The organism is Chitinophagales bacterium, assembly GCA_020636495.1.
Taxonomy (GTDB): domain Bacteria; phylum Bacteroidota; class Bacteroidia; order Chitinophagales; family Chitinophagaceae; genus UBA5543.
In genome coordinates this window covers 2,907,936-2,931,228 of sequence record JACJXQ010000008.1, presented here as the reverse complement: position 1 = coordinate 2,931,228, position 23,293 = coordinate 2,907,936, and the positions used below count along the sequence as shown (strand labels likewise).

The window sequence follows — 23,293 nt, the reverse complement described above, 5'->3', positions numbered from 1 at the left end:
CCTCGATTGCTTTTAGGATAAAAACCTGACGCAGTATGATAAAGACCATTTCACTAAAACTAATGCCTCATGAGGCTGCAGACCAAAAGACCGTAAGGTCTGCCATTGCCGTAGAGGCAGGTGTGTCTCCCAAACGAATTACCGGTTACTTATTGCAAAAACGTTCTATTGATGCCAGGGGCAGGCAGCCGCATGTGATATTGCAGTTGCAGGTGTTTATTGATGAAGTAGTGCAAGAGCCTGAAGCCTTTGACCCGGAACTACAGAACGTAAGTAATGCACCACATGTAGTGATAGTAGGTGCAGGACCCGCAGGGTTGTTTGCCGCACTTAAGCTGATAACGCTCGGCTGCAAGCCAATCATATTAGAGAGAGGGAAAGACGTGCGCAGCCGCAGGCGCGACCTGGCAGCTATCAATAAAGAAGGTGTGGTGAACCCTGAGTCGAACTACTGTTTTGGAGAGGGGGGCGCCGGTACCTATAGTGATGGTAAGTTGTACACACGTTCTACCAAGCGTGGTAATGTGCAGCGTATATTGCAGTTGTTCGTGCACTTTGGTGCAGACCCGATCATTATGCAGGAGGCGCATCCGCATATTGGTACGAATAAGCTACCCGGTATCATCACAGCTATGCGTGAGCAGATCATTGCCTGCGGTGGTGAGGTGCGTTTTGATACAAAACTAATAGACATCTTTATAGAGGGAGGTGAAGTAAAAGGTGTGCGCTGTGCTGACGGAACAACTATCAGCTGCAAACGACTGATACTGGCCACGGGCCACTCGGCACGTGATATATATACCTTGTTACATGAAAAGAAGATACTGGTTGAAGCAAAACCATTCGCACTGGGTGTGCGTATAGAACATCCTCAACAACTGATAGATAGTATTCAATACCACTGTACGATAAGAGACGAATATCTTCCCCCTGCCAGCTACTCTGTTGTGGCGCAGGAGTATGGGCGTGGTGTATTCTCTTTCTGTATGTGCCCGGGAGGTATCATTGCCCCTGCAGCAACTAACCCCGGTGAAGTAGTAGTGAACGGTTGGTCGCCATCAAAGCGGAATAACGCCTATGCCAATTCAGGAACTGTGGTAGCGGTGGACGAAAAGGATTATGCTACTTACGGTTTTACAGGGCCATTAGCCGGGCTGCAATACCAGCAGATGGTAGAACAGAAAGCTTATGATATGGGTGGAGGAAAATTAGTAGCTCCCGCACAACGCATGGATGATTTTGCAAAAGGTAGAGTGTCTTCAACTTTACCCGGTTGCTCATATATACCGGGCCTGAACAGTGTATCTCTTAAAGAAGTACTACCTGCTGAAGTAGAACGTGCATTAAGGGCAGCCGTTGTTGACTTCGGGAAAAAGATGAAAGGTTACTATACCAACGAGGCAGTGCTTGTAGCTACAGAATCACGCACCAGTTCGCCGGTGCGTATACCTCGCGATAAGGAAACGCTACAACACATCCAGGTAAAAGGATTGTATCCCTGCGCCGAAGGCGCGGGTTATGCAGGTGGTATAGTCAGTGCTGCTATAGATGGTGAAAGGTGTGCAGAAGCAGCAACTCTTAACCTTTAGGCGTCAGTATCAGGTTGACACCGGGCGTCAGACCTAAACTCACCTCGATACAACTGAATTTGAATGAACCCAGCTTTATCTTGTCCTGGTAGTTATCTGCCGCTATCAGCATCTTTACAATAGGTTTCAGCAGTTTGTTCTCTGAATGTTGTGCCAGTATCTCCTGCCTTCTTTCCGGGCTGGTATCTTTTATCTTTTCAAAATGAAAAGTAAAGGACGGGGGAATACCCATACTCAACTCTATTTCAGAGGTTTTGAAACCTATCTCTTCGATAATAGGAGATAACGAAATAAGGTCATTGTTGTACTTGGTATATTTTTCTTTGCTGGCGTCAGACATGTCTGAGAATTTATCTGCCAGTTTCTCGAGGCTGAATAGATTTTCAAAGCCTTCCATCATTGTCCCTGTTGTCTCAGATACTTTGTCTGAGATCTTAGTGAACATCTCTTTCATAAAAAGGGTGCGCCTTTGTTGTAAGGCGCACCAAATGTATGGTAATTTATTGTTACGTGTATCAGCGTCCCGGAAAAAATTATCCGAGGAATGAATTGTACATCCATACCAGTTTTTCCTGCGCACGAATATAGTCGCTCATCATTGAGTTGGTACCCTCGTCATTTGCATCAGCCGACATGTCGAGCAGTTCACGTTGCATGCCTAACAGCACCTGGAAATCGTTTACGATATGCTCAACGCATTTTATACCATCAGAAACATTGGTATGTTCTTTAATTACAGAGTTCTTGAGGAACGATGTATAAGAGTGGTAAGGTGTTTCACCAATAGTTACAATACGTTCTGCTATTTCGTCTATCTTTAGTATCACGTCGTTGTACAACTCTTCGAACTTGATATGCAGCTCAAAGAATTTCTGTCCTTTAATATTCCAGTGGAAACCACGGATATTCATATAAAATACCTGGTAGTTGGCAAGAAGATTATTCAGCCCATCTGCCAGTTTCTTCGCTTTGTCTGTGTCTAATCCTATCTGATTCTTATTCGCTTTTGTCTTTGCCATAGTTGTTCTTTTAAGTGTACACAAAAGTACGTATTAATGCATCTCAGGAATATCAGTATCATCAATTATCGTGTAATGAGATGTGATAGTATATGTGACCCATGTTACTAACAAGCTGTGCATAATTTTGTTTAATGCAACCTTATCTTTTGTACAAACCTGTACAGCAGAAACATCCATATGCCAAAACTCAGGCTCAATGCCCATGTGTTGATATTCCTGACAGGGTGAACGATATCATGCATGACACTAATGCTCAGCATGTATGGTTGTGCAATGATGTCCCAACTATTCCAGCGTTCAAAACGACCCAGGTAGATACCATAGCCACAAAGCAACATAATGAACAACACCAGTACATGCCTCATCCTGCTCGAGCTGAATTTCTTGAATGTTTTCTCCATATTACTTAACGACAGGAAGCCGAACAGTACACCGTTTGTGGCAGATGAGAACAGGATGAGCAGGTCGAACCACAACGGCACATTTTCCCTGGGCATAAGATGAAACAGGTCTGTAATGATATACATCGAGTTGGGAAAGAACAATAGCCATAAAGCACTGTATATTGTTGTTGTTAGTTTCCTGTTACTGTTCAGCGCTTTTAAGCTGAAGTATAGCGGGACTGCCGCCAGGAATATATTCCATACCAGGAAAGAGAACATCAAAGACGATGTGTATACCACTCTTGCAATAATGAGTAATACACTAAATAACGACAGTGGTATTAACCATGAATACTTTTTCATCTGCTCTTATTGATAAAATGAATACTAAAAAGCCTATAATAACACTCAGGCATGCGGCTATCAGCACTGCACCTGCTGAAACGTCTTTTATAGTTTTTATCTCAGGGTTGTACTCTTTGCCGCACGCATAGTCGCACAGTTTTTCTATGGCAGTGTTGAATGTCTCAGCTATCCATACCAGCCCGATAGCCAAGGCAAGTGCTATCCATTTTATAGGAGTTAGCCCATAAATGATGCCTGCAATGATTACTGCAACAGTAGCCAACAGATGAATCCGTGCATTGAGTTCCAGTATGAGCATATGCCTGATACCTGCAATGGCAAAGGCTACACTTCTTATTCTTGAAATGACCATTAGTTTATTTTTTTAGTTTTTGAAGAGTTATACCAATCAATATTCCTCGAGTAGTACATGACTATAGCCAGTATAATAAACAACCCGATACTACCGAACAGCAATGCATAATCTTTGAGCTGTATCAGGAAGAATACATAGATGTACAGGCTGCTGAGTGCAGCTGCAAATGCAAGCGCTACTTTGTTTTTTGAGAAGATATTTTTGATATACCATGTAATAAGAGATACTGTAGCAGTTGCAGCTATAAGATAGGCTATATTGAAACCTGCATATTCTGAAATGGATAGCAGTAAGGTGTAAAATACACAAAGTGCTATACCTACCAGTATATATTGAAGCAGGTGAACAGATTTCTTCTGAAGCATCTCTATAAAGAAGAAGACCAGGAATGTCAGCGAAATAATGAGTATCGCGTATTTAACAGAGCGTTCCGTTTTTGTGTAATGGTCAGCCTGCTGTATCAGTTTTACACCGAAGGCTGATTTTTGAAAATCAGGCTGAGTATCATCGCTCCAGCATTGCGGGTATCCTCTTGAGGCCTGTAATATTTTCCAGGATGCAGAAAAGCCTGAGTCGGACAGTTTAGGTGTACGGTCTGGCAGGTATTTCCCGTCGAATGCTGGAGTACTCCAGGTCGAGCTTAAATTGACTGTTGTAGTTTTGCCGGAAGGCGTGAAGTATAATTGACCTGTGCCTTTCAGTTTAAGTGTTATTCTGAAATTGGTCTTTTCGTTTGAGTTGAATTTTATGTCTGCACTTAGTGTTTCATCAATGTTCTTGATATATGCCAGTGATGTCTCCAGGTAGGTTGATGTATCAGCCCATTTCAGTTGTGGTTCTTCCTCCAGGCCCCGGGCATCGTTTATACCTACAATGAGTTGAGCATTATTCCAGTCGAGGTCATCTGCTAAGTCATATTTTGCTTTCAGCACAGTTGGATCGAAACTACCTTGAAGCACAAGATCGGAACGGTAGACCGTCACATCATATATACTCCTGTGCCTTATCTCAGGCATCACTTTTCCGTTGATACTTAGCTGCTCCGGCAGTAAGTAAAGAGCCCGTTTACTCCTAACAGTTCCGCCATCTTTATTTTTTACATCCACATAATAGGGTACAGATATTACCGGGCCGGTTATTGTTTGTTCCTTTGCCCACTTATCGCTTATCTCTGCTATTACTTCGTTTTGTCTATGCGCACGCTCCGTTACCAACACCATGATATAGGCTGTTGGTATGAGCATAAGTAGTACAAGGAATCCGATAAAAAGGCCTTTTGCCAGTGTTTTGTGTTTCTCAAAGAATGTTTGAGGCTGCTCAAAATTTTGTTGTTCCATAATTTGTTATTTTTAAAAGTGCTTTGAAGTACAAAGTGAATAAAGCAAAAAAATATTAATTCAGTTTTTTTATGATCTCTTCAAGTGCGTCCAGGTGTAGCCTGAAAGCTTTTTCCCCGTTTTTCGTTATTGAATAGGTAGTATTCGTTTTTCGGCCTATAAATCCTTTCTGTACTTTCACGTATCCGTTCTCTTCCAGTGTTTTCAGATGCGATGCAAGGTTGCCATCGGTTACGTCCAGTATCTGTTTCAGGTCGTTGAAGTTTACCTCATCATTTACGGCAAGGGCACTCATAATGCCAATGCGTATTCTGCTGTCAAAAACCTTATTTAATTGTTGTATCGGGTCTTTCATCATCTCTGTTATCTCTGCTTGATATTGTCGTATCTATTCCACATGATTATGCCGTACAAGATATGCAAAACGCCAAAACCAATAGCCCAGCATGTTAATCCATATCCCGGTATGAACAGGTTGATGCATCCCAGAGCCAGTTCGGACAGTCCCAGGTATTTGATATCAGATACAGTGTATTTACTACCATTCAACAGGGCTAATCCATAAAACACAAGGCATGTTGGCGCAATGTACATTTCATGCCCGTTGCGTAGAAAAATAAGAGAGAATAATCCTCCAGCAGCCAAAGGGACAGCCATATGCCAGAGCATTCTTTTAGAAGCACTGTTCCAGAAGGAGCCACCTGTCTTTTTTGTTTTTTGCCAGGTAAAATAATAGCCACCTGCAACTGCTACTGCCAGCACGCCAATGGCAAGCGCAATGAATTTGAAATTTGCTTCGTTTAATTGTTCGCTGGTTAATACACTGGGGGCAGTACGATAAATGTTATAGTATGCAGTAGGAAGCTCGGACAGCCAAAGATTAGCAATATAAACGCCTATCAGTCCCACACTACCAGCCCACACACCACTCCACCCACTCAGCGTGATGAATTTGGCAGACCGTTCCATAATGTCCCTTATGTCCTGTAAGGTCTGAACGGGTTGTTGATTGATTTCTTCCATAGAAAAGTGCTTTGTAGTACAAAGTAATATTTATTAAATGAGAAATCAAAATAACCGTTGTGTATCTTTGTCTGATTCTTTAGTATATTAAGAAACTTTTAGTATTTGCTTTGCCTGATCCGTCTTTAAATATCTGGTCTGTACTTATACTTCTGGCTGCTTTGCAGGGGTTAGTATTGTCTATTATTATGTGGGCCAGGGATGCCAAGCCGGCTTCTAACCATTGGCTGGCCTTGTTTATCTTCCTGGTGTCCGCCTTTTTTGCGGAGTATGCCTTATCGGTTTCAGATATTCATATCATAGATCCACGGAATGGTTTTATTACCTATCCGTTGCTGTTCTTTATAGGCCCGTTCTTCTGGCTGTATACAAAGCGACAATTCTCACAAACAGATACTTTCAGCGATAAAGACCTGGTGCATTTTATCATACCTACCTGCATGCTGCTGGCCATTACCATCATCAGGCAGATGTCGCCGATAGTGAGTAAGGATGTAAAGTACCTGAGCGTGGCGATACTGATAGCGCATGTGTATATCTATATCTTCTATTCGGGCAGAAAGGTGATAGAAACACGTGCCTTGCTGCGTGAGGTGATGTCTAACACGGCTTTTGATAATAAGCTGCTGGAGATGAAGAAATTCGCGTCCATATTCACTGCATGGACGATCGTGGGACTGGTTGTCATTATCATTCTTACCACGATAAAAACTCATTTTATAGTAGTAGACTGTGTGATGGCACTGGTGACCTCATTTATCATAACATCATTCGGGTATACAGTTGTGATGCGGCATGCAGACTTTAAAGAAGTGCATGAGCTGGACCTGATACCCAAAGTGACCAACAATACTAATAAGACCATTGTACTCTCTAACGATGAGGTGGTGAAGATACAGAAACGGCTGGAGCTGTATTTTAATGACTACGCACCCTATAGGCAGCACGACCTGATGCTGGACGATGTGGCCCGCAAGCTGGATGTGTCTGAGATGCACCTGTCTATTGTCATCAACAGCCAGTACGGGCAGAATTTCTTCGACTTTGTAAATACGTGGAGGAACAGCGGCAAGCCGCCAATAGCATAAAAAAAAGCCACCCGTATAGAGTGGCTTCCTGTATGAGTTTCAACTTATTTATTAGTTCACTGCTTTCTGAACCAGGTCAGCAGCTTCGCTGAGCAGGATAGCAGATTGTACTTTCAGTCCTGAATTATCTATGATATCTTTTGCAGCCTCTGCATTGGTGCCTTGCAGGCGTACAATGATGGGGATGTTGATGTTACCCATGTTTTTGTATGCTTCAACCACACCAGCAGCAACACGGTCGCAACGAACGATACCACCGAAGATGTTGATGAGGATAGCCTTAACGTTAGGATCTTTCATAATGATGCGGAAACCGGCTTCTACCGTTTCTGCATTGGCAGTACCACCTACGTCCAGGAAGTTAGCAGGCTCGCCACCGGCCAGCTTGATCATATCCATAGTAGCCATTGCAAGACCGGCACCGTTTACCATACAACCCACGTTACCATCCAGCTTTACGTAGTTCAGGTTATATTCGCCAGCTTCTACTTCTGTAGGATCTTCTTCGGTTTTGTCGCGCATATCGGCCAGGTCTGCATGGCGTATCAGCGCGCTGTCGTCCAGGCTCAGTTTACAGTCAACAGCTATTATCTTATCATCAGCAGATTTGAACAGCGGGTTGATCTCCAGCATTGCGCAATCCAAACCAACATATGCATTGTACAGGTTGGTAACGAATTTTACCATGTTTTTGAAAGCCGTACCGCTCAGTCCCAGGTTGAAAGCTATTTTGCGAGCCTGGAAAGCCTGTAAGGCCATGTTAGGCTTCACGTGCTCTTTGAATATTTTGTCAGGCGTGTTGTGCGCTACTTCTTCAATGTCCATACCACCTTCGGTACTGTACATGATCACGTTCTCCTGTTTTGCACGGTCCAGCAGGATAGACATATAGAACTCCTGGCGCTCGCTGGGGCCATCGTAATACATATCCTGCGCTACCAGCAGTTTGTTCACCACTTTTCCTGAAGGGCCTGTCTGGATAGTAACCAGTGTGTTGCCCAGTATATTCTTAGCTACTTTTTCTACTTCATCAGCGCTTTTTACCACCTGTACACCGTGTTGTTCAGGAGCCTCTTTGATGGTTCCTTTACCACGGCCACCGGCATGTATCTGCGCCTTTACTACCGCAAATTTGCTGCCTGTATCGGTAGCGATCTGCTTATAAGCATTAACCGCCTCAGTAGCATTGGCCACCGCCATACCTTCCTGAACCGGTACATTATAACGTTTCAACAACTCTTTAGCTTGATATTCGTGCAAATTCATGACTGCAAATATTTTTTAAAATACTGCGCGAAGATAAACCAAAATAGGGAGCTTTTCAGCTGATTTTTGGATATGTTATTGCTTAGAATAATGTGTTGTCGTTCTTTGGTGGTTTCCTCGTTTCATTCAACAACACCGGTGCTTTTAATTTCGTGCCGCAATGTTTGTTTAACTCCTCAATGAGATATTTTATCAGTTCGGGGCTATGCAGCTCTTCATGCTGGTGCATGAAGAAGTAACATGTCTTTAGCCCCTGTGCCATCCATTGTTTGATGCGTTGCACCCACTCGTCAATGCGGGTATAATCAGTAGGGTGGAGGCTGTTGCCCACAAAGCGGATGAAACACTCAGGCGTGGTGAGGTGCATATGCACGCAATCTCTGCGGCCGGTAGCGTCTGTAATTATGGTGCCCCTCTGTTGTTCTCTCAGGAAGTTGTACAGTTCGGTATGATAGCCCCCTTTGTACCAGTCAGGATGCCGTAACTCTACAAACATGTCTATATCATCCGGGAAGGTGTCAATAAAGTTAAAGAGGGTATCTATCTGCTTGGGCGACATCTGTGGGTGCGGCATCAGGAATATTGGGCCAAGGTTGTCTTTGAACTCGACAATTGCTTCCAGGAATTTGCCTGTTTCAAATTCCGCATTCTTCAGTCGCTTTTTGTGTGTGATCACATCCGTGAACTTGGGGCAGAACAGGAAGTTTTCGGGCACCTTGCTTTTCCATTGCCATACATCACTAGGGAATGGCATACGGTAATACACAGCGTTGAACTCGATACAGTTGAATATTCGTGCATAGTGTTCCAGGAAGTCTTTAGGCTTGGTCTTTTTGGGGTAGAGCTTACCCACCCAGTCCGGCCGGCCCCACTTGGCGCAGCCTATATAGAACTTTGTATTGCCCTCAAAAGGTTGCAGTACCTCGCTGTTCACGGCCGGGTCGGGCGGGAGGGTGAAGTCGATCTGTTCCAGTTCTTCGGGAGTTACTTTGCCAAATTCCATGTGCTAAAGTTATTATATTCTGAAAGCCTTAACAGCGCCTTTCCGACTCACTTGGTGAATATTCGTATATTTATATAAATAAACCATTCTTATCATGCATTATGTATTACTTGTAAGGGGCTATGCCGCGCATGATGTACTGCTGTGGGTGATAGTACTGGCGCTGCTGGTAATAGCACTAGGTGGCAGATGGTTGATACAGCGCATCAGCCACTATATCAGGCACAGGCGTACACTTCATTTGTGGCCTTTTAAATAGGTCTACGCCTCAAGGTGCCTGTTGCTCTGGTAGGGCACATACATATACAGGTATAGTACCCGGGAGTAGCGCATTGTCCAGGGCTGGATAAGTGTGACGACCACCGTACTGACTGCCATATAGTAGTACAGGCTGTTATCGAACCAGCTAAGGCCGAAAATGGGCCAATACCACAATATATTCAGGAAGAATACGATCACCGTCAGTGCATAGTTGATGCCGGGGCCGTTGTTGGTCTCGTGTACCATTTTCTGGCCACATACAGCACATTTCTCGTTGAGCAGCAGGCTTTTCCCCAGCGGGAATACGCTTTTATTGACAAACATATCGCCTTTGCGGCAGTTGGGGCATTTCATCATGACCATGCCTCCTATCAACGAGGGTGTTTTGTCTGTTGCGCACATACTGCAAAATTAATTTAAAAATCAAAATGCGAAATATTAAATACAAACAGGGTGATCTGTGTCATTTTGTATCGATATGTATCACGAAAGGTGTCTGAATCAGGATTTTCATGATTTGCAGGGTAGACAGGATCGCTGTGTTTTTTGCAAGATATTGTGTATTTATCTCCGATGTAACAACAGTGCTACTGATCTGCCGGGCGAAATAGCTTTGCTACTTTTGTTGTGAAATACTGCATTCTGAAACCTCAGTATTGATAATCAGTGTGTTGTGGGTGAATTGTTAAGTGTTGTTAAGTGAATAATCATTCTCTTTTGCCTTAACGAGTTCGCAAGCTCAGTTGTTAACCAATCGATGATTCTTTTGGGGCGTTAACGAGTTCGCAAGCTCAGTTGTTAAGTGAATAATCATTCTCTTTTTGCTTGTTTCCATGATGTCAAAGAGCTTGTATCAGCGGGTAGCTGATATTGTACAAATATACGTTAAATTGATGTTTAATAAAAATGTTAGTGTAGAAATATATTTTTCTGGCAAGGAAATTGTATTGCGTAATCAAATATTAACCAGCTAACTTATAAACTAATGAAAAAACTACTACTTCCTTTACTTATACTCTTGGCCTATACTTCAGAGGCACAGTTTCAATTCACGCCTTTTTACCTTGACGCAGATACTAATTCGGGCTATTTGCCAGATTATGGACATACCAAGCCCTATAATTTTGCAGTGGCTGACGACAAATTATTTTTTACTGCTTCTACTGAAGCTATGGGAAGCGAATTGTGGGTAACTGATGGTACGCAATCCGGCACCCATATTACAAAAGACGTATGGCCGGGGAAGGTAAGTGCACGATTATCGTGGGAAGGAGCCATACTAAATAACCGCTATTATTTTACAGCACATGATAGTGCTTACAGCGATGAAATATGGGTTAGTGACGGAACGCAGGCTGGTACCTACCTGGTCAAAGATATTATACTCAATAACCCTTCCAGTCCTTCTAGCTATGTACCCTTAAATAATAAAATATTGTTCTGTGCAAATACTTATAAAGCACCATTGACATGTTGTCGAGAACTTTATTCTACAGACGGCACATCAAGCGGAACATCAGTTGTGAAACAGATATATGGTGGCTACGGGTACTATGGATCACTACCATCGAAATTGACCTTGCTAAATAATATAGGCTACTTTTATGCAAATGACTCATTTCATGGCAGGGAGCTATGGCGGACAGATGGAACTGCAGCAGGGACCCAACTTGTAAAAGATATTACTCCCGGAATAATGAGCACCAGTTTTTCAGGTTTCAAGTCTGCATTAGGGAAGGTGTATTTTGGCATCCATGATACCAGTAAAACGGAATTATGGGTGACTGACGGAACTGCAGCAGGGACACAGAGCATAAAAATACTGGAGCAAAAACCTTATCCCGATCTCCCTGTATTTATAGCAGAAAATAAAGGCTATATCTATTTTACATTGAGACAGTACTTATGGATAACTGACGGGACATCACAGGGTACTAAAATCGTTACCGATAAAAATGGTCAGCAAGTTGCGCTTACATCACCTGCAGCCCAGACTAAGGTAATTTATAACAATAAGCTCTATTTTGCAAATAGCAGTCGTATATATGTAACAGATGGTACTGCTGTCGGAACATACGTAGCTGTTGATCTGAATCTCAAACAAATCTTCAATTCTATTAACTACATGACAGTATATAGTGATTATTTTTTCTTTAAAGCAGAAGATACAAATGGTCACGCGTATTTGTGGTGTACAGACGGGACAGCAGCTAATACGCGTATTGTGCAGCCTCCAGGTTCTAACAGGAACGATCCCCTGCACTATAACCTGGGGATGGCAGTTTTTGATTCGGTGCTGTATTTTGCAGCTGCGTTTGATAATAATGCAACTGAATTATGGTCACTGAGAGATACAGTTAAATACCCGATACATGGTGTAGGCGTAACAGAACCAATGCAGGTTGTTAATGATCTTGAGGTATATCCGAATCCCTCTGACGGACATTTCACCGTTAAAGTTGATAAGGGGTTGAAGGGCGATTGTCAATTAACCGTATATGATATTACAGGTAAGGTAATTGATAGTTATCCAGTTCGTGAAACCATTGAGTTGAATCTCTCAGGATGCGCACCTGGGGGATACATCCTGCATCTGACATCAGGAAAAAATACTGCTACACGAAAAATACTTGTTGAGTGACAACAGGACAGTCCTTGCCATTAAGCTAATGGTTTCTTACGCAGCTTTAGCAGCACGGTTGATGAAGTATTGCTTTTCGCCTTCGATGAGGAGGACACGAACGCTGCGCAAGCCATTATCGTCATAATCCAGCAGGGCCTGAACGGGTTCGTTATCGGCGGGCTTGTAAATATATTCCAGGCCGTCTATCATTACCGTTTTGCCGGTGATGATAATGGAGCCTGATGCTTCTTCGGCTATTACATGTTCAGAACCGTCGGAAAGAAAGGAAATATACTGCATGCGGTTGTAGGCATATGTTTTGCCCCCGCGGCTGAGCATCCTGTACAATATGATGGCCAGTATTGCAGCTATTCCCAGTAATATCGGACGCAGTATAGATTCCACAAAAAAGCATTTAAGTATTTACGAAACGAAAAATACTAAAATTCAACAATAAAGATGTACTAATGAGTTTAATAATTAGTGAGTTATTTACCGTTGAATATTGCAAAGTAAAGTATTTATGGCCTTGTGTAGGTAACGGAACTTTTCCACGCTGTGTTTATAACCTAAAATATTGGTTAATAAACAAATACACCATTGGGGTTAAAGGTGCTGCTGAGTGAGTCGAGTATACGCCCTGTGTCGGATGGTGAAGCTGTAACAGGCATTACCACAAAGTAGTAATCTATATCCTCTTCTATCACCTCGGCCTTGTTGCCGCGCGCCTCCAGCGAGCGTTTACGTTTATATGCTTCATCTTTGCTGTCAAAAGTATTCACCACTACTTTCATGTTTACCTTTTTGCCATCCGGTTTGCTGGCAGGCATCATAGCATTGTTTCCCGTGGCGGGTATGGTGTTGTTGACAACAGGTTTTGATTGTGGTTCTTTCACAGCAGGCTTTTCCTGGACTGCCGGCTGCATAGCTGTTTTTTGAGCAGGTGCTTCCTGAGCAGGAGGCATAACGCTGTCACTTATAGTAGAAGAAGAGTCGGCCATAACAGGCATTTCTTCATTCATAGGTTCCATATCGCCAGAGGTCTCATCTACCGATTCGGGGAAGGTGAGTGGCGGTTGTGCGTCACGTTTTTTTGGCGCCATATAACGCATATAGCCATAATAGGTGCCGCCAGCCATAATTACCAGGAGCAATAGCACAAATATGATACGTGCCCAGTTGAGCCTTTCTTTTGGTTCTGGCTGATGTGCCATATACGAGCGTACCTGCGGCATGGGCGGTGCGCCGGCCGGCATTTGTGTGCCCACCGGTGTGCCTTGCGGTATGTATGACTGGTGAGGTATGGGCGGACGCTCATTGTGTTGCATTGATACGCCCTTTTTAGCGGCTATAGGTGCAGCTTTGTATTGCAGGTGTGGAGACGTGATGAAACCGATGCGCCCGTCCTGCGCCATGAACTTGCCCAGGTGCGGCAGCGCCACTTCATTGCCTGCCTGTAATAATCCTTTGGTCTCCTCGCTGTATTCTTTAAGTGCAGCAGATGCTTTGGTGATGCTGATCTGCTCGTTGGTAGCTATATAGTTGGCCAGCGATTCGTCAACGTTACCGCCGGGTACGATGATGATCTCCTGTGTAGCAGCCTGCAGGTACTGGCCGTCGTAGGTGGCAGCTTTACGCTGCAACTGCAACGTGCCCAGCCCGTTAACGTAGCATTGCTCGTTCTTTAGTAAAAAAAATCCTATGTATTTTGCTACATCCATTATTTACCTAAGATACTGGTTTCCTTTCGGGCTGTAAAATAAAGATCAGGGCTGACATATAAAACTATGAGCAGCTGCTAATTTTAAAATTTAAGCCTCGCACCGCCGAATATATTGAAACCATAGGCATTGTATCCATACCAGCGCTGGTACCTGTTGTTCAGCAGGTTGTTGGCCTGCACGAATATATTAAGACGATCTATTATTTCGTATTCAGCACCGGCACCCATATCCAGTATCGAGTTCAGTTTCAGCGTGCGGTTGTTATTGTCCAGCGCATACAGCTCGTCTATAAACGATATGTAGGCATTGATGGTAAGTTTTTTCATAGGCTGCGCCTGTACATCCCCTGTGAAGGTTACGCCCGGCCTGTGCCATAGTTGAGTATAGGTCTTGTTGTAAAAGTTCATCCATTGGGCATTGAAGCCTATGGAGAATGTTTGTGCTACCTGGTAGCGTATGGCAGCCTGTAACCCAAGCGCATTTACTTTGGGATCGTATATTGCCAGGAATTGTTTTTTGTCTGAAGCTGTATCGTTGATGAACAGGGGCAGGTTGTTGTACTGCCACCAGCTCACACGGCCATTGAAGCTTACGTGTTCGCCTATATTGCTTTTTATGCCTCCGAATATCTCGGTAGTATGGGTTTGTGCCGGTACATAGGCATTGGACATATAGGGATTCAGGGTGGCCATCTGCCTGTAGCTGTTCTGCACCAGGTTGCCCTGCCAGCCAGCATTCATCCTGAATTGCGTGCCCGGCAGGTTGAAGTTCACTTCCACATCGGGCAGCAGGTAGTTCGACTTACCGGTGGTAATGTTGGCTTCGCCTGATGTTGGCGAGATGCCCGCATGGCCGGTGAATATGCCTTGTTTGAACCTTATGCCGGGTGCCAATTGGTAAATATTGTTACTAGCACCGCCTGTAGCCGTATTTTTCAAATTGGTCACCGTGATGTTAGCCGCTACGTATAATTGCAGGTTGCTGTCTATATCATAAGTGACCGGCACATTTGCCCGTACGGTTATCTCAGATGCATTGAATTTGTCACTGAAAGAATAAAAACCGACTTTGGGGCTGAAGGAGAGCTTTTTAGTTTCAGCCTGCTCATCTACCATATTGACGCCAAGGTCTATTAATGTAAAACCTTGCTTTACAGATGCCTCGTTGTAGGTATAAATGTTGTGATCGTAACCGTAGTAATGGTATACATTATTACTGATGCCCAGTTGCGCGTTGAAGGCCCTGCCATTATTATGATAGGTACCGTCTGCCTCTAAACCTGTGAGTGATACCTTCTGGTTGACGATACTGCCTGATTGTGATAAGTGATGCAAGTGGAATGCTGTTTCGTAATTATCTCCTTTGAGGTAAGAACTGCCGGCATCCAGTAATAGTGTAGAACGGTTGCCGCCACCTAATTTTACATAGCTGTCAAAGCCGGGTTCTTCTTTGGTTATCTCCAGCGCCAATGGACGTAATGGTAAGGAGCCATAGGAGTAAAAAAGCGTTTGTTGCGGTACGTTGTATTGCAGGCGTGGGGTAGTAGTGTCAACCGGGGGCAGCGATGGAGCGGGCTCAGGCCTGGGCGCACGTGTCACTTCCGGCTTGTACGATTGAATGATCTCAATTGTTGCACCTTTTATTACCGTGTCTTTGGGAGCAGCCGTTTGCGCCTCCGCTGAACAGGATAGTAAAACCCCCAATATTGATATGGCTATGAGTCTGCCCCGCATGATCGTTATTCCGATAGTTTACTTTTTTTGTTCTCCAGTTGTTTCACCTCTTTCAGCTTTGCATTTGCTTCAGCTTTCAATTCGGGTATCTTACAGTTCTTTACAATACTCTGTAAAGTAGCTTTAGCATTGAAATAGTCTTTTTGTTTCACCAGTATATCGCTGAGTAGCAGATATGACCTTACTACCCAATATTCATGTCCGCCCGACTGCTGTATAGTATTGCCTGCAGCTTCTTCTGCCTCTTTAAATTTGTTTTGATGATAGTATATGTTGGCTATGTTGTAGCGGGCCTCTGCGGCAATGGCACCATTGCCCGAAGTTTCCAGTTGCTTGTACACCGTCAGTGCAGCCTCTTTGTTATTGGCCTGTGCCAGTGCGTTTGCTTTGATGAGCATAGCATTGTCAGCGATGGACGCGTCCAGTCCCGGCATTGAAATCAGGGTATCGGCATAGGCAAGTGCGTCTGAGCTTTCGTCCAGTTTGTAACTGCAGAGCATCAGCCCGTTATAGGCTGCCTGCAGGTTGTCCTGGCTCATGGCCATGTTACGCAGCTCTCCATAATAGCGTTTAGCGCCCTGCATATCTCCCTGGTCGTAAGCAATGATAGCGGCACGGCGTGCACTGTTCTCGGAAAAGTTACTCCATGCGTTTGTCAGTACGAAATCATAACCTTTCAGCGCCTCTTTATATTCTTTCAACTGGTAGTGAGATTCAGCCTTATAGTAATGTGCTTTGGTGATGAATACCCCATTAGGGTATTTTTTTATGTAGTCGCCAAACAGTGTCTGTGCTTTATTCCAGTTGTTGGCCGCATATTGAGTTTCGGCAGTAGCATAGTAAGCAGAGTCGAGCATATTCTCTTCGGCACCTCCCAGGTTGTTGTCTTCCAGCAGCCTGGCATAACCTTCCGGCTGACCTGATTGTATGTATAAGCTTTTCAGCGCGTCCAAAGCTGCCGGACGCTCTTCAGAGGTCGGATATTCAAGTGCGATATGCTTGTAGGCGTCTATTGCCTTCTGTTGATCGCCCGACTGCTGGTAGGCGAAACCTATGCGCATCCATGCTTTTGGCGCCATATTGCGCAGCTCATAAGCTTCTGTCAGCGGCATCATGGTGTTGATGGCAGCGCTGTACCTGTTCTCTTCGATATAGGTGAGGCCCAGCTCGTAGCGTGCCTCGTTAGCATATCTTGATACAGGTACGCTGTTGATGAGGCCGATGAGGAGCTCTGATTTTTGCTTGTTGTTGTCAGACAGGCCGAGTATGATGGCCTTCTGGTATCGTGCGTAATCGGCATCAGCACCATTGGCAGCAATCACCTGATCGTATAGCGCTATGGCTTTCTTGTAGTCTTTCTGCATGAAAACGGCATCAGCCTCGCGCAATATAGAAGCTGCTATGAACACAGTATCTGTTGTATCTGTGTTGAACCTGGCTTTGTTAAAATAATTCTGCGCCTCGCTGAATTGTGACAGCTCCATAGCAGCATAGCCCAATGTTATGTACATACTGCGCGCAGAAGCCGAAGGACTCAGGTGCTCTACCCACATACTATTAGTGTTGCCACGCAGAAAACTGTTGCCAAATTTTATTACCTCATCGTACCGGCCAGCTTTGTATGCAAGGTCCGCTTTCCAGTAGGTGGCGGCATTTTTGTAGGTCAGGTCTGCATTATGTTTCAGCGACATGGTGAGCAGGCTGTCGGCAAAAGCGTTGTTGCCCAACTGCATCTGTTGCATGGCATAGCCATAGGTCACCTTCTGATATATGCGGTTGTAGTTCTCGTCGTGGTGTGCAACGTCTTCCAATGCGCTGTACGCTTCGGCATAGTTGCTGGTTCTTATCAACAGGTCGGACAGAAGGGTCTTTGCCTGGTCGTTGTAGGCCGATGTCGGATAATCGGCCAATAACAGGTTGATATAATATATGGCATCATTATTATAGCCCAGTTCGTAAGAAAGCTTGGCTGCTAACAGCAAAGAAGCCTCTTTTTGCCCGGGGTTGAACGGCATATCGGCACAGATACTGAATGCGTTACGGGCACTTTTTTTATCATTTATTTTCAGGTAACAATCACCCAGGAGATACATTGAACTTTGCGCCAGCGAGTCTCTTGTTTCGCTCAATTGCTGAAAGTTATCAATAGCATCCTCCCAGTCGTCTAATTTGTAATAGCAATAGGCCATTTCGTAGAGGTCTTCTTTACGGATGCGCTCTGTATTATCATAGTAAAACTCAAAATAGGGCAGTGCTTCTTTATAGTCTTTATCCTCGAAGTAGATCTGTGCAGCCAGCAGGTGCAGTTCGTTGTGGTAGAACGACCTTTCGGGTTTGCGTATCAGTCTTAGTGCATCCTGCAATGCTTTGGCTTTATTGCCCTGGAAATAGTGTATCTCTGCTATATAGTACGGAACAATGTTGCTGTATTCTTTTATATGCTCTATACGACTGAAACTGGTCAGCGCGTCAGCATAATTATTCTTGTTGTATGCCAGCAAGCCGTAATAGTAGTTGCCGGCATCATAATACTTTCCTCCTATTTCGCGAACAGATGCCAGTAGCGGTTCTGCCTGGTTGAACTGGCTGTTGTTGAAATAGCAATATGCCAGCTCAAATTTCGCATTGATGATCTCGTCGTTATTCAAGTTGGCAACACCCGCCATTTCGTAATAATAGATAGCATCACTGAACCTGTTCTTTTTGAAGTATTCCTGTGCCAGTGCAAATGCTACACGCTGTTTATAAGCGGGGTTGGCTGTTGTGTTGATGAAATCTATGGCAGTCTGTTCGTTATTGGCCTCGTTGAGTTTCAACGCTGAGGCTGCGATAAAGTAGCGTGCTTTGTCCTTCCGGCTGCTAAATTCCGGGCTTGTTATCTCGGGTGTTTGCTGCAGGAAATGTTTTGCGGTAATTTCGGCACTTTTGTATTGCTGCTGCATGAAAAGTTCTTCCGCATGGAACAGCTGTGCGTTTTGCGGCAGGTAGGGTGTATGCAGTTGTGCTGACGACTGGTTAGCCATCAGCACAATACATGTACATATCGAAAAAAGCCTTTGGGTGATCTTTCTATCCTTCTTGCGTGTCATTCAACTTTTTAAGTGTTAAAAGTTCCATGTCGCATTGATGCTCGGGAACAAAGGTAGTTGAAAAACACGTGTGTTATCAAGACGTTCTATATAAAAGATGTTGTTCCTGTTGTAAACATTTGTTAAACTGAAAGTTGTCTCAATATTAGAGTTCTCGCTCATAGTGAAACGTTTACGTACCGACAGGTCCATACGGTGGTAATACGACAGGCGGCCACCATTTATTTTGTTGTCATAAATGATGCCGATATTGCCGTTCTGGTTCAGGTAGTTGGTAGGTATACCATTCTGCTGAACATTGGTATTCTCGTAGAAACCCTGTGTTTGTGTGAAAGGGAACGGAGAACCGAAGTTCCAGCGGGCGGATATTTCCCAGTCTTTCTTTTTGCCTGCCTGGTAAGACCCCAACAGGTTGATATTCCAGCGCCTGTCGAAAGGTGGTGCGTAAGTTTGTGATTCCGTTACACCGGCGAGGTACGTTTCGCCTGTTACCGGGTTGCGATATGTGGTTACCTTATTGCCGTCCAGTACCAGTGTCTGGTAGGTGATCTTCTGGTAAGAAACTACACCCCACAGGTATATGCGCTTCTGGTTGTAGCGTGCTGAAAGGTCGATACCACTCGCTTTACCATTACCCGCTGTAAAGTCAGCGTCCTGGACACTTACTTTAATGCGGCTCAGTTCAATATTCTGGTAGAAGTTCTTGTACCAGGGCTCCAGGTTGATCTCTACGTTGTTGATGTCTACCTCGATACCTCCCAGTGCGTGGAAAGCCCTTTGCAGGTTGGATTTTACCCTGTCGCCATCGGTGTTGGTAATACCCTGATCCGGGCTGAGGATAAAGCCATTAAAGAAGTTCACTATATCACGGTCGCTCTTTGTACTCAGGATGTTTTGTGAGTATAAACCACTCGCGGCTTTCAGGCGTACGTTCTGTGTGATGTTGTACTTCATGCCGATACGTGGTTCCGGAGTGAATACGTCAAGTGATGAATAGTATTGCATACGGAAGCCCGGCTCGAAGATGAATTTCTCGCCAAAGTTTTTGCGGTACATGGCGAACAGAGAACCCAGTGTATTCCTCCTGTCCAGGGTAGTTGTTAAGCCGAGGGTATTGGCATAGTCCAGTGCAGTATGGAATCCACTTACCTCAAAGCCGTATTTCAGCTGGCTGTAACCCGGGAAGAAGTATGTGAAGTCGATACCACCTTCAAAACCGTCTATAGAGCTGCTTCTCTGTCTGAAAGTAGCTTCGTCGGCACTAATAGCGTATTTGGAATAGGCAAACTTACCATTGATAAGCGCAGAGCTACTGCTGGGTGTGATAACGAATGTAGCACCCGCTCCTGTGGCCTGCCACCCGAATGTGGCGTTCACCATTTTGGTTTTCGGGCTGATACTTTTTGCCTTATCGTCAAAGTTGAAACCGAATATATTCAGTTTACTACCATTGTCTGCATTGATCGTAACTTTACCATACAGGTCGGTAAAGGTGTATGGGAGGCCTGATTTGAACGGTTCGCCAAAGCCTCCGTAGATAGATTTTGAAGTACTCTCGAGGTAGCTGTGTTTTACCGACAGCAGGAAAGTCATGTTAGAGCCGCCCTCTTTCTTGGCTTTCAGTATCGGACCTTCAACCAGTGCCCTGGCCATAATTGGCGATAATGAGAGTTTACCAGCTATGCGGTTCTTGTTACCATCTTTGGTAGTAACGTCTACAATGGCAGAAGTACGGTTACCGTACTGGGCGTTGAAGCCGGCGGTCTGTACATCTACGTTACGTATGGCGTCCGTTTCGAAAACAGAGTATAAGCCAATGGAGTGGAAGGGGTTATAAATAGTGATACCATCGAGTAGTATACCTGTTTGTGTAGGAGAACCGCCACGAATGTATAACTGTCCGCCCTGATCGCCTGTGAAAATAACACCGGGTACTACCTGCAGGTATTGCGCAATATCGGGTTCGCCGCCGGTACTGGGCAGCATTTTCATTTCGCGGGGGGTAACAGTAATGGTACCCGCATTGATCTGCGTAATGCGTTCGGTTTTGCGGGCAGTGATCTCAACACCCTGCAGTTCCATGTCTTTCTGTTGCAGGAATAGTTTTTTGTTGATAATTGCGCCGGGCTTTACCGTAATGGAAGTTTTGAACGTGTCATATCCTATCAGGCTGGTAAACAAAGTATAGGTGCCCGGAGGTACCTGGGAAAGTGTAAAATAACCATTCACATCCGTCTGCCCGCCCATTTTTGTGCCTTCCAGCAATACGTTGGTGAATATCATAGGTTCACCTGTAGATTTGTCGTAAACAAAGCCCTTGATGGTACCTGTCTGCGCGGTAGCAGCATTGATAAACAGTAATAGTGCAAAGGCAAAAAGGCTGATCCTTTTTGGCATGATGGATATGTGTTTCATTGATTATTGTTAAATATCTGCGAAAAATACGCATTTATCCCATGTCCGGGAAGCGACAAAGATAGTAATTACACTATTGTGGCAAAATTGAGTATAATCCTGGTTGTTGCCGATAATATTTGACATAAATTGCCGTTGGTTTTAATATGACTCGTTATACCCTATATCTAATTGGTTTGCTTTTGTGTTTATCATCGCAAGCACAGCAGATGCCCATGTACCACCGGGCTGTTATTCACCTGGATACACCGGCTCTGGGTATGCCACAGTTGGCTGCATTAGGCCTGGAAACAGATCACGGCACATATGATGGCCTTTCTTTCATTTCTGATTTTTCAGAAGACGAGCTGGACCTTGCAAGAAAAAGTGGATTTCAAACTAACATATTGATACATGATGTGTCCTCATTTTATGCTCACCAAAACGATGGCTTTAATTATGCCCGGGCAAAGTCATCATCAGGAGATCGGCCGGAAAATTTTTCACTTGGCAGCTATGGTGGATACTATACATATGAAGAAATGTTGGCGATACTGGACGACATGGCGAAGAAATATCCGACGTTAATCAGCAAACGTATGCAGATAGAGAACTTTACCAGTATTCGAAAAGAACCCCTTTATTGGTGCCGGATCTCTGCACATCCGGAATCAGAACAAAAGGAGAAGCCGCAGATATTATATACCGCATTGCACCACGCCAGAGAACCTGGCAGCCTTTCGCAATTGATATACTTTATGTGGTATTTGTTAGAGCGTTACGAGCATGATAGCCAAATAAAGGATATCATTGACCATACAGAGTTATATTTCATTCCCTGTGTAAATCCGGATGGGTATAGATTTAACATAGCGTCAAAACCTCAGGGGGGCGGGTTATGGCGTAAGAATATGCGTTCCATTAACGGCGTGCTGCATGGTGTAGACCTGAACCGGAACTATAGTTATGGCTGGGGTAGTAATGAGTTGGGATCTTCGGGGAATCTACAAAATCAGACATATCGTGGTGATGCTCCATTTTCGGAGCCGGAAACACAGGCTGTAAAATGGTTTACAGAGGCCCACCATTTTGGAATAGCACTAAACAATCATACGCATGGTAATATGCTGTTATACCCCTGGGGAAATTATTATTCGGGAAACAAACCTAACACCCGAAAAACACCGGACTCTTTACTGTACTACGAATATGCAGAAATCTTCACCAAGTATAATGGCTACAAGTCAGGCGTCTGTTATGAGATGCTCAACTATTATGCGAACGGGGATGCTAATGATTGGATGTATGGCGAGCAAAAAAGTAAGAATAAAATAATTTCATTTATACCTGAGATAGGCTATTCTTTCTACGAAAATATTTCTGACATAGAAGCGACATGTGCAAGAAACCTGTATGCTAATATTGAAGCTGTAAGGTTGCTGTTACCGGTGGCGAAATTATTAAATGCAAAAGTCTCTCTTGACGGTGAAGGTAACCTGGCTTATGAAATAAAGCGCATAGGCCTGGGTGAGGGAACCTATACTGTAAGCCTTTTCTCTGTTGACGGCAAGATGGCGCAAATAAAAGGACCTGAAGTGTATACCAACCTGGAACTCATGGAGATAGCAAAGGGTAATATTGCTTTTTCAATATTACCGGGCATTCGGAAAGGAGACAGGCTGAAATACATATTGGTATTGAACAACGGTATATATGATGATACGTTGACAGGCTCGTTCTGGTATTGCGACAGTCCGGAAGGTTGTCCGCCTGATATATTTCCTGTGCCTGCCAATAAACATATCAAGATTTCAGCATTACAGTTACCTGAAGATTTTCATGCGGATGTTGCTATATATGATATCAGCGGCCGGGTACATACTAAGTTTGAACTGAAAGCTGCAGATGTGCTTAGCATTGATGTGTCCTACCTGGCTGAAGGCGTCTATTTTATCAAAGGTTTCTCTGAAGAATACGGTAATTTCATAAGGAAAGTCACAATTGCACATTAGTTTGCTATTACATTATTCCCTTTGT

General features: G+C 44.2%; 20 protein-coding genes. 5 read left to right on the top strand and 15 right to left on the bottom strand.

Annotation, left to right across the window (positions count from 1 at the left end):
• Positions 1 to 35 precede the first annotated feature (35 nt).
• Positions 36 to 1,589, top strand: a complete 1,554-nt coding sequence (locus H6550_13060; GenBank protein ID MCB9047056.1) for an FAD-dependent oxidoreductase — start codon at positions 36 to 38, stop codon at positions 1,587 to 1,589.
• On the opposite strand, the gene H6550_13055 is transcribed toward H6550_13060, so the two are convergent.
• The 7 genes from H6550_13055 to H6550_13025 form a co-directional block, all read right to left on the bottom strand.
• Entirely contained in the window at positions 1,579 to 2,043 is a 465-nt protein-coding gene (locus H6550_13055; GenBank protein MCB9047055.1) for a hypothetical protein, read from the bottom strand. The genes H6550_13060 and H6550_13055 overlap by 11 nt on opposite strands.
• 79 nt (positions 2,044 to 2,122) lie before the next feature.
• Entirely contained in the window at positions 2,123 to 2,608 is a 486-nt protein-coding gene (locus H6550_13050) for a DNA starvation/stationary phase protection protein (GenBank protein ID MCB9047054.1), read from the bottom strand.
• Positions 2,609 to 2,739: 131 nt separating this feature from the next.
• Positions 2,740 to 3,357 carry a DUF1361 domain-containing protein gene (locus H6550_13045; GenBank protein ID MCB9047053.1) on the bottom strand — a complete coding sequence of 206 codons (618 nt, stop codon included), beginning with the start codon at positions 3,355 to 3,357 and terminating at the stop codon, positions 2,740 to 2,742.
• Positions 3,317 to 3,712: a diacylglycerol kinase family protein gene (locus H6550_13040; protein MCB9047052.1), complete on the bottom strand. Its 396-nt coding sequence runs from the start codon at positions 3,710 to 3,712 to the stop codon at positions 3,317 to 3,319. Before H6550_13040 ends, H6550_13045 begins: the two co-directional genes overlap by 41 nt.
• Positions 3,712 to 5,052, bottom strand: coding sequence for a cell envelope integrity protein CreD (creD, locus tag H6550_13035; protein ID MCB9047051.1), 1,341 nt, complete (start codon positions 5,050 to 5,052; stop codon positions 3,712 to 3,714). Before creD ends, H6550_13040 begins: the two co-directional genes overlap by 1 nt.
• Positions 5,053 to 5,107: 55 nt before the next feature.
• The gene (locus H6550_13030) at positions 5,108 to 5,407 is read right to left on the bottom strand and encodes a transcriptional regulator (GenBank protein ID MCB9047050.1); all 300 of its coding nucleotides are present in this window, start codon (positions 5,405 to 5,407) and stop codon (positions 5,108 to 5,110) included.
• An 8-nt stretch (positions 5,408 to 5,415) separates the two neighbouring features.
• Positions 5,416 to 6,075, bottom strand: a complete 660-nt coding sequence (locus H6550_13025) for a hypothetical protein (GenBank protein ID MCB9047049.1) — start codon at positions 6,073 to 6,075, stop codon at positions 5,416 to 5,418.
• A gap of 110 nt (positions 6,076 to 6,185) precedes the next feature.
• Between H6550_13025 and H6550_13020 the strand changes: the two genes are divergently transcribed.
• On the top strand, positions 6,186 to 7,163 hold the full coding sequence (locus H6550_13020; GenBank protein MCB9047048.1) for a hypothetical protein: 978 nt from the start codon (positions 6,186 to 6,188) through the stop codon (positions 7,161 to 7,163).
• Between the two features lie 51 nt (positions 7,164 to 7,214).
• On the opposite strand, the gene sucC is transcribed toward H6550_13020, so the two are convergent.
• Complete coding sequence (gene sucC / locus H6550_13015; protein MCB9047047.1) at positions 7,215 to 8,429, bottom strand: ADP-forming succinate--CoA ligase subunit beta; 1,215 nt, start codon at positions 8,427 to 8,429, stop codon at positions 7,215 to 7,217.
• Between the two features lie 82 nt (positions 8,430 to 8,511).
• Positions 8,512 to 9,432 (bottom strand): DUF72 domain-containing protein, encoded by a 921-nt coding sequence (locus H6550_13010; GenBank protein MCB9047046.1) that lies wholly within the window; start codon positions 9,430 to 9,432, stop codon positions 8,512 to 8,514.
• Positions 9,433 to 9,526: 94 nt separating this feature from the next.
• Here H6550_13010 and H6550_13005 point away from each other — a divergent pair, with 94 nt between their 5' ends.
• Positions 9,527 to 9,691: a hypothetical protein gene (locus tag H6550_13005; GenBank protein ID MCB9047045.1), complete on the top strand. Its 165-nt coding sequence runs from the start codon at positions 9,527 to 9,529 to the stop codon at positions 9,689 to 9,691.
• Between the two features lie 2 nt (positions 9,692 to 9,693).
• Here the strand turns inward: H6550_13005 and H6550_13000 are convergent, their stop codons facing one another.
• The gene (locus H6550_13000) at positions 9,694 to 10,095 is read right to left on the bottom strand and encodes a DUF983 domain-containing protein (protein ID MCB9047044.1); all 402 of its coding nucleotides are present in this window, start codon (positions 10,093 to 10,095) and stop codon (positions 9,694 to 9,696) included.
• Positions 10,096 to 10,678: 583 nt separating this feature from the next.
• Here H6550_13000 and H6550_12995 point away from each other — a divergent pair.
• The gene (locus tag H6550_12995; protein MCB9047043.1) at positions 10,679 to 12,334 is read left to right on the top strand and encodes a T9SS type A sorting domain-containing protein; all 1,656 of its coding nucleotides are present in this window, start codon (positions 10,679 to 10,681) and stop codon (positions 12,332 to 12,334) included.
• A gap of 36 nt (positions 12,335 to 12,370) precedes the next feature.
• Here H6550_12995 and H6550_12990 read toward each other — a convergent pair whose 3' ends face one another.
• The 5 genes from H6550_12990 to H6550_12970 all read right to left on the bottom strand — a co-directional run bounded on the left by H6550_12990 (position 12,371) and on the right by H6550_12970 (position 21,277).
• Positions 12,371 to 12,721 (bottom strand): hypothetical protein, encoded by a 351-nt coding sequence (locus H6550_12990; GenBank protein ID MCB9047042.1) that lies wholly within the window; start codon positions 12,719 to 12,721, stop codon positions 12,371 to 12,373.
• A 176-nt stretch (positions 12,722 to 12,897) separates the two neighbouring features.
• Complete coding sequence (locus H6550_12985) at positions 12,898 to 14,037, bottom strand: hypothetical protein (GenBank protein MCB9047041.1); 1,140 nt, start codon at positions 14,035 to 14,037, stop codon at positions 12,898 to 12,900.
• Positions 14,038 to 14,120: 83 nt separating this feature from the next.
• Positions 14,121 to 15,773 (bottom strand): hypothetical protein, encoded by a 1,653-nt coding sequence (locus H6550_12980; GenBank protein ID MCB9047040.1) that lies wholly within the window; start codon positions 15,771 to 15,773, stop codon positions 14,121 to 14,123.
• Positions 15,774 to 15,778: 5 nt separating this feature from the next.
• Positions 15,779 to 18,862: a tetratricopeptide repeat protein gene (locus H6550_12975; GenBank protein ID MCB9047039.1), complete on the bottom strand. Its 3,084-nt coding sequence runs from the start codon at positions 18,860 to 18,862 to the stop codon at positions 15,779 to 15,781.
• Positions 18,863 to 18,877: 15 nt separating this feature from the next.
• Positions 18,878 to 21,277, bottom strand: a complete 2,400-nt coding sequence (locus tag H6550_12970) for a TonB-dependent receptor (GenBank protein MCB9047038.1) — start codon at positions 21,275 to 21,277, stop codon at positions 18,878 to 18,880.
• 146 nt (positions 21,278 to 21,423) lie between these two features.
• On the opposite strand from H6550_12970, the gene H6550_12965 reads away from it, so the two are divergent.
• Positions 21,424 to 23,268 (top strand): T9SS type A sorting domain-containing protein, encoded by a 1,845-nt coding sequence (locus H6550_12965; protein ID MCB9047037.1) that lies wholly within the window; start codon positions 21,424 to 21,426, stop codon positions 23,266 to 23,268.
• Positions 23,269 to 23,293 lie beyond the last annotated feature (25 nt).